Below are 6,724 nucleotides of genomic sequence, written 5' to 3'. Positions count from 1 at the left end.
GTTTGGGTTTGAATAAATTCAAACCGCCCTACACATATTTGGTTTGTCGAAACAATGTTCAGTTTTCAAAGGTCTACTCGTTATCCGCCGAAGCAGACAACTTAATCATCATATCATTTAGCTGATATGCTTGTCAACGATAAATTTAATTTCTCTTTTTATCGTTAACCTCTGTCACTAAATGACAGCTTATACAATATATCATGTTGTTATCAACGATGTCAATCCCTAAATTCATATCAGTGAATTGGTCTTGGCCATCTCTTTTTGACAACGTATATAAGAATACCAATTCCCCCGCTAAACGTCAACACTAAAATGAAGACTTTCCCGTTAGTGGTCTAACCAATCAAGCGACTTTCTCGCCCCATTATCCGGGTTTGTCACTTATCAATTGCCACACTAGTTTTGTTTAGGCTCGATAAGGAAGTAATTCCTAACTTTAAACGAGAATGGTTTTATCATTATCCGGTAAAATCATTTTTAAACTTTTTCTGATTTTGTTTTTTTAATCCCCTATGTGGCCCCTTTTAGCGGCTCTTACGCTTAAAGACAAAATCTCATTTCCTCTCTAGATCCACCATTAATCAATAAAAAATTAGCATATCCGCCACTTGCCCTCACGTATACGCTCTATTATTCAGCCATAATTTATCAAAATAGATTAAATCCCGGTTCAATTTAGTAACAGTGCTCGATCAATTCACACTGATCAAGCGATTTTTTTACGAATTCCCGACTAATTATCCAACTGGCCTGCCAATTGATCTCATTTTAGGCTGTGTATTTTCCACTTAAACAAAAACAGGCCTGAAAAATCCAGACCTGTTACCCCTTTGAAATCTCTTAAGCCGCTTATTGGATTTAGTGATGCTGTAATATCAATGTTAATAGCGATGTTGCGCAAAAAACGCGCAATAAAAAATATTTTTTTGCTTTTATTTAGATAAATTAAAAATTGTACGCAAAAAAGCGCCCACCCCGTCAGGAGTGAGCGCTTTTGGGGTGTTACTTGACAAATTTGTTAATCTTCTTGTTTCCACTGATATAGTATCCATTAGCCAATTGAATCCGAGTTGTATATCCATACTTGACGATCTTAGCGACATCAAATTCAGTGCCGGCTGGCTGCCAGTCCACAACATGTTTGAGGGTCTTATCTTTGTACCGATGAGTACCGCGTACAGACTTCACTCGTTTGACGCCACCATTAACGGAATAGTATAAGCGATTGACATTGGCCTTATTAGACGTGATGTAATAGCCGTTTGCCAACTGGAATCGGGTAATCTTACCGTACTTAATCACTTTAGCGATCGCAAATACGGTGCCGGCTGGGAATTTGTCTACTTTGTGTTTGAAGGCAACATCCTTGTAGCGATTAATTGGCGTCCGGGCATAGACCATCTTGGGATTGTATCGGTAATAGATGGCCTTCTTCGGTTTAACCGCCTTGGTTGCGGTGCCGTAGTAATAGTTAGAATACATTTGGCTCACATCGAAGCCCCCATAACAGCCAGGAAAGTGTTTTGTACTAGTCCACTGCCAACCGCGATAACTAGCATAAAACTTCAGGCCCACCGGGTTAGATGGATAGTTGGCAATCCAACCACCGCGTCCATGATTGTTAAGAGGCATTGAGTTAGTCCAAGAACCCATGGTGTACACATCCGTCTTAGGATATCCCATACGTTTAACTTCTGCGACCCATGCTTTAATATTCGCCGCATTACGGGTCCAGCCAAGATTGTTCGCTTCAAAGTCCAGCACAATTACTGCATCTTTACCAAGCCCGGCATTTAATGCGCAACGAGCTGCTATTCGGGCCTCTGCCTTAGCACCTGCTACGGTTGTAAACCGGGCAAAGTGGTAGCCGTTGACATGCAGTCCGGCTTTTACTGCATTGTGAATACTAGTTTTAGCAGTTCGATCAGTAAAAAAAGTGCCCTCCGACAGCTTAGCAACCATCGCACGAACACCATACTTTTTCATTGACTTCCAATTAGAAACTGTCATTGTTCCGTTGTTATTGGAAACGTCCACCATGTCACATCGAGGCATTACTTAGTACCTCCCTCCACTTGGCTAGTTGCAGGGACATCAAGCGGCTCATTTTCATTGTCTTTAACGTTCCGCTTGAGTAATTGTTCCTCTTTATCCGCGAACACTTGCTCTGTGGACGCCTGCGCAACGTCAAATTTAGCCTGCTTCTTCTGTGCAACGGTACTTTGGGTGCTCATCGCTTGATAGGCCTTTTCGATGGCCGCAGAAATAATTGCAGGATCAATGTTGTGACCTAATCCTTTTAATTGACCGGTAACATCGGAAATTGCCTTTTGCCGTTTTTCGTCTCCCGGAATTTCGTAATACGTGGATAAAAGATGAACAGCGTTATCGGCCAACTTGTCCAACAACGTCAATGCCTCTCGCTGATTGGCTGACTTATTCGCCGCAATCTTGGTCTTCAATGCCGGATTGATCCGGGTAAACCAGCCAACCAGGGCAAAAATTAAGACACCTAAGATACCGGTGTCGTTGAGTAATTTAATAATCTTCGTAAATTCATTCATGCTTTTTCCTCCTAGGATTTTAACTGACTCTTGAGCTCTGCATTTTCAATTCGTAGCTGTTCGTTTTCCATAATGAGTTCATGATTTCTTTTTTCGGCTTCATCAGTTCGCGTCTTCATCTCCATGTACAGTCCTTGCCATTCTTCACGATTAGACTTCTTCCGTGATATTCGATTGGTGTACCATGCCGCAATCATACCGGCTACAACTGACATGATTAGATATATCTGATGCAAATAGCTCTCAGTCAAACTGAATCCGAGCGGCGGGCAATAATCATAATGACAATGGTCAGTGCGGCATTACTGATCCACGGCATTCCGCTCCCCATAACCATTGAATGCAAGAACTGATAAAATGACAAGGTCGCCATGGCAAACGTGGCCACAGTTAAAATGATGTGATCCATCCTAACCGACCGCTTAGGGTCCAAGACCCAGATTGCCATAACCACACCAATCACCACATACATCATGCCTACGGCATCATCATTCGCAATTTCAGCGACTACTGGTGGCCAAGTAAAATAATGATCACTAACCATCAAAAATAGGCCAATACCAATCATAGTAAAAGCAATCACGGTATGCAGCGGATTATCTCGAATTGGATGATACATATAAATTCCTTCTTCCATCAAAAAAGCACCTAGGCGGTTGTGGTATCCGTCGTCGGTGCCGTGTAATCCTTACCTGTCAGCTCCTTGTACTGTTCTGGTGTGATGCACCAGTTGACCATGTAGCTAATGTCTAGGCCCCATGAAGCATACAACTTAGCATCTTCAATGCTTGGTGCTGAAAATGGATTATTTCCCATAATGATTCCTCCTATTCTGCCTTGGCTGCGATTTGCTTTTGCACTGCCACAATTTGCTGTGACAGGCTGACAAATTGCTTTTGAAATTGCTCTTGCGTAGTAACGAATTGCTGCTGGGCTTCTACTTGAGCCTTTGTGGCACTCCCCAGCGCTGTTTGCAAGCCTTGAATAGTTTCACCTTCTTGGTCAATCAATCCTTGCAGGTAGTCAATATCCAAATTGGGTAAGTTCCCCGGAGCTGTGACTTCTTGCGAATCATCACTCTTGAATGCGTACATCCACCAGTAGCGAGTGAAATATTGAATCGAGGTGGTCGGGATATTCACCGCTCGTAAGCCATCTGCTGGCTCAAGTACGGGCGCAGTGTCCTTGTCTGGAAATTGGTTATCTGAATCTGGTTTTACGTAATAAATTGGCATTATAACTTCTCCTTTACATATTAATAAAATAGTTAGTCAAACGTTATTCTCATAAATAGGTCGCCATCATCATTTGCACTTACCACTGTTTTACCTGTTGATAACACGTTGTGGTCACTCCAAGCAAATTTTAACTTTGTGCCTGATATTTCTAAATCATAAGTGGCACCACCACCAGATGAATTAGGTGAAGCACATGCTATCATTCCTCTAACATTTTTGGGGGTGCTAACAATATTTTTTAAATCTAATAATTCTGTCTGGGTGTCTGGTTTATTTAAATAAACATTTTTTGCAATTCCCATTATTCCATATAACACCAAATCAACATATTTTTGCTCGTTATTTTTTCTGTACATGCAAGTATATGCAGATAGCGAATCACTTTTACCAGTTATTGTATGCCAAGCGCTTGCTTCAAGGCTTTTCAAATCGTCGCGGGTAGCGACTGATTTACCTCCATTCACAGTGAGCTTGGTGAAGTCAGTAGGTGTAGAAACAACGCCAGTATCCGGATTGCGGTCAACCACGTTAGCGGCGTTAGCGGGTGTGTAATCCAACTTATCTTGCTTAGCATTAACTTCTTCTATACCCGCTACATCACTGGCTGGTTTACGCATATCGGCGGTATGGACAACTTTGGAATCGTCAGCAAGTTTAGCCCAACTTGTCCATGCGCCGGCATTAAATATTCTAAGAAACATTGAGCTTGCATTATCAGCAATGGCAATTTGTGCTTTACGGCCGTTCCATTGTGAGAAATAAAAAGTCGTTGTAGTAAAACTGTGAGTGTTATCTGGGCCATCCGTCATTAAATGGCCATTTGCAAGAATAGTTCCCAAAGGTAAATCATTAAATGACCCCCCATCAACAAGTTGTAAAGAAGTAAGACCTGATTTTGGTAAGTCGTAAGAAGTTCCGTTCACTGTAATTGTGTTGTCATGGTTATCATGAACTACTTTACTATCGTCAGCTTTAACGTTAACCTCATCAATGCTGGCAACTTGATTGGCTGGTTTGCGCATATCCGCCGTGTGCACAACCGTACTATCGTCAGCTTTGCCACTAATCTTCGTGTCTGCGTAGTCCTTCGCCGACGTGAGTGTCGTGGCGTCGCCATCGGAGACATCCTTGCTGGTCGCAATGGCATTGCCTTCACCGTCCACCGCACCCTTTTCCAGCGTGACGGATTCCTTGAAATCCGCTGGCTTACTGCCATCAATGACGGTGGCAGGAATGTTAGCCTTGATATCATCAATAGTTGCAATGTGTTTTGATGCAAAGATTGCATCAAGGTCGGCTTCATTAAGTGAACCAGCCTGACTGACAGTAATCAAAACATTATCGGCATCGCTCACCGTTGTATCAGTCTGGAATGAATCATTTAAGTTGGACTTACCGTCATATGCAGCGATGTAGTCTGGTAGAGAGCTTGGCAGTACTCCATACAGAATTTCATCCCCGTTTTCTGGTCGTGCATAAAAGCCGACTGTATAGAGACTGTATGCCGTCGTCACATCTTTAGACGGAAAGTCTACCCGCATAGTCAAGGTAGTGTCATCCTTCTTAATAATTCGTGAGTATTCGACTGTCTGCTGCACATCTTCAATTGATGTGAGCTTTTTTAAATCGTTGACCGGAGTAGCTGAGTAATCATGGCTTGAGGCCACTGCTCGGGTGAACTGGATTTTATCCAAGCCCCCAAGTGTGCCCGTTGCTAGTGATCGACCAGCTTCGGTCAAATAGGTAGTATCAAATTGCACTTTTATCCCTCCTTAGAGACTTGGTGAAGCCGCTGTCGCTGAGTGACTGTGGCCACGGTCGTATTATCATCCGTAGTGTGCGTGCGGTCTCTCATGCTATCCATGACAGCGAAGTGAGACCGCTCCTTTTTAGTGGCTGTGGCCACGTATAGCATCTGGCTAGCGACAGCTTGAAAGTCAACGCTAACAATTTTTACTTCTGGCATAACGGCTGACTCTAGTGCTTTAACCAGAAGGTTCTTTTTGCGAGCAGACTTACTATAACGGTTTGGAATATTAGTAAATCTCACTGCTTCCGGATCACCACCTAGTTGATCTGGGTCAGTGATTACATCAAACTCAGTCGGGTCAGCCTGTAGGATAAAGGCGATCAGACTGATGATGTCGTCCTCAGTAACTCCGATGCGACTGAGCATCTTAGCTAATCGAATTTGGAAGCGGAGAAAATCATCATCATTATCGATGCGACTTACACCCCAGTCAGCAGCGATATCATCTAAGATACCGCCCTTGGCCCGATCAAGACTTCGAGACTCGTAGATCTTCCTGAACTCATCGACCTCGTCAATGATCAAGTCGGCAATAACGCCCAAAATTGCCTGGTTATTACTGTCGGGGCTTTGATTAGCCATTCCGGGAAGAGCCGTGATAATCAGCTGACGAATTGTGTCGTCATCTAATCCCTGGTCAACCCAGAACTGCAGCCATTGCTTATCCGTCATCAACAATCACCTCGATGTCGTTGGTTGTGATATAAGCTAGCGTGTAGGCGTCGACAGTGACGTTTCCAAGCGCTAAGGCGGCCTTATCCGTTCCGACGGTTATATCGATACTAGATAATCCTGAGACCTGCCACAGGTACTCAAAGAGCTTTGAGTACAGCAAGGGGTCGCCCATGTTAAGTGTCCGGTCGTATTCGACGACCTTATTTTTTAGATCCGTGATCCCGTTGTCCGTGTCAAAGCCATCAGTCGTCTTGATACGGATCTGCACGTATAACGTCTGCTGTTTGGCCCGAGAGAAGTTAACCGTGCGCTCCTGTCCGGAGGCGTTTAAGACAGTCTTCGACACTTCTCCGTAGGTATGTCCGGGCAGCCCGACCGCGTGAAAAATGGCCTCAGCCACATCTTGGTCAGAGCCACCAATCACATAGACA

7 protein-coding genes and 1 pseudogene are annotated in these 6,724 nt (G+C 43.7%); all 8 read right to left on the bottom strand.

Annotation, left to right across the window (positions count from 1 at the left end):
• Positions 1-1,008: 1,008 nt before the first annotated feature.
• Positions 1,009-2,061, bottom strand: a complete 1,053-nt coding sequence (locus tag DXH47_RS11145) for a GH25 family lysozyme (RefSeq protein ID WP_129033385.1) — start codon at positions 2,059-2,061, stop codon at positions 1,009-1,011.
• Positions 2,061-2,570, bottom strand: coding sequence for a phage holin, LLH family (locus tag DXH47_RS11140; RefSeq protein ID WP_129033384.1), 510 nt, complete (start codon positions 2,568-2,570; stop codon positions 2,061-2,063). The genes DXH47_RS11145 and DXH47_RS11140 overlap by 1 nt, the downstream gene beginning before the upstream one ends.
• 247 nt (positions 2,571-2,817) lie before the next feature.
• Positions 2,818-3,207, bottom strand: coding sequence for a hypothetical protein (locus DXH47_RS11135; protein WP_129033383.1), 390 nt, complete (start codon positions 3,205-3,207; stop codon positions 2,818-2,820).
• 11 nt (positions 3,208-3,218) lie between these two features.
• A complete protein-coding gene (locus DXH47_RS11130; protein ID WP_129033382.1) occupies positions 3,219-3,386 on the bottom strand; it encodes an XkdX family protein in 168 nt (55 codons plus the stop codon).
• Positions 3,387-3,397: 11 nt separating this feature from the next.
• On the bottom strand, positions 3,398-3,805 hold the full coding sequence (locus tag DXH47_RS11125; protein WP_129033381.1) for a hypothetical protein: 408 nt from the start codon (positions 3,803-3,805) through the stop codon (positions 3,398-3,400).
• Between the two features lie 32 nt (positions 3,806-3,837).
• Positions 3,838-5,568 (bottom strand): pyocin knob domain-containing protein, encoded by a 1,731-nt coding sequence (locus tag DXH47_RS11120; protein ID WP_129033380.1) that lies wholly within the window; start codon positions 5,566-5,568, stop codon positions 3,838-3,840.
• 2 nt (positions 5,569-5,570) lie between these two features.
• Complete coding sequence (locus DXH47_RS11115) at positions 5,571-6,290, bottom strand: hypothetical protein (RefSeq protein ID WP_129033379.1); 720 nt, start codon at positions 6,288-6,290, stop codon at positions 5,571-5,573.
• Positions 6,280-6,724: pseudogene (locus DXH47_RS11735) on the bottom strand (hypothetical protein); the annotation flags it as partial. The pseudogene DXH47_RS11735 and the gene DXH47_RS11115, both read right to left, overlap by 11 nt.

This window comes from Levilactobacillus suantsaii, assembly GCF_004115745.1.
Taxonomy (GTDB): domain Bacteria; phylum Bacillota; class Bacilli; order Lactobacillales; family Lactobacillaceae; genus Levilactobacillus; species Levilactobacillus suantsaii.
This window is presented reverse-complemented; position numbering and strand designations above follow the sequence as displayed.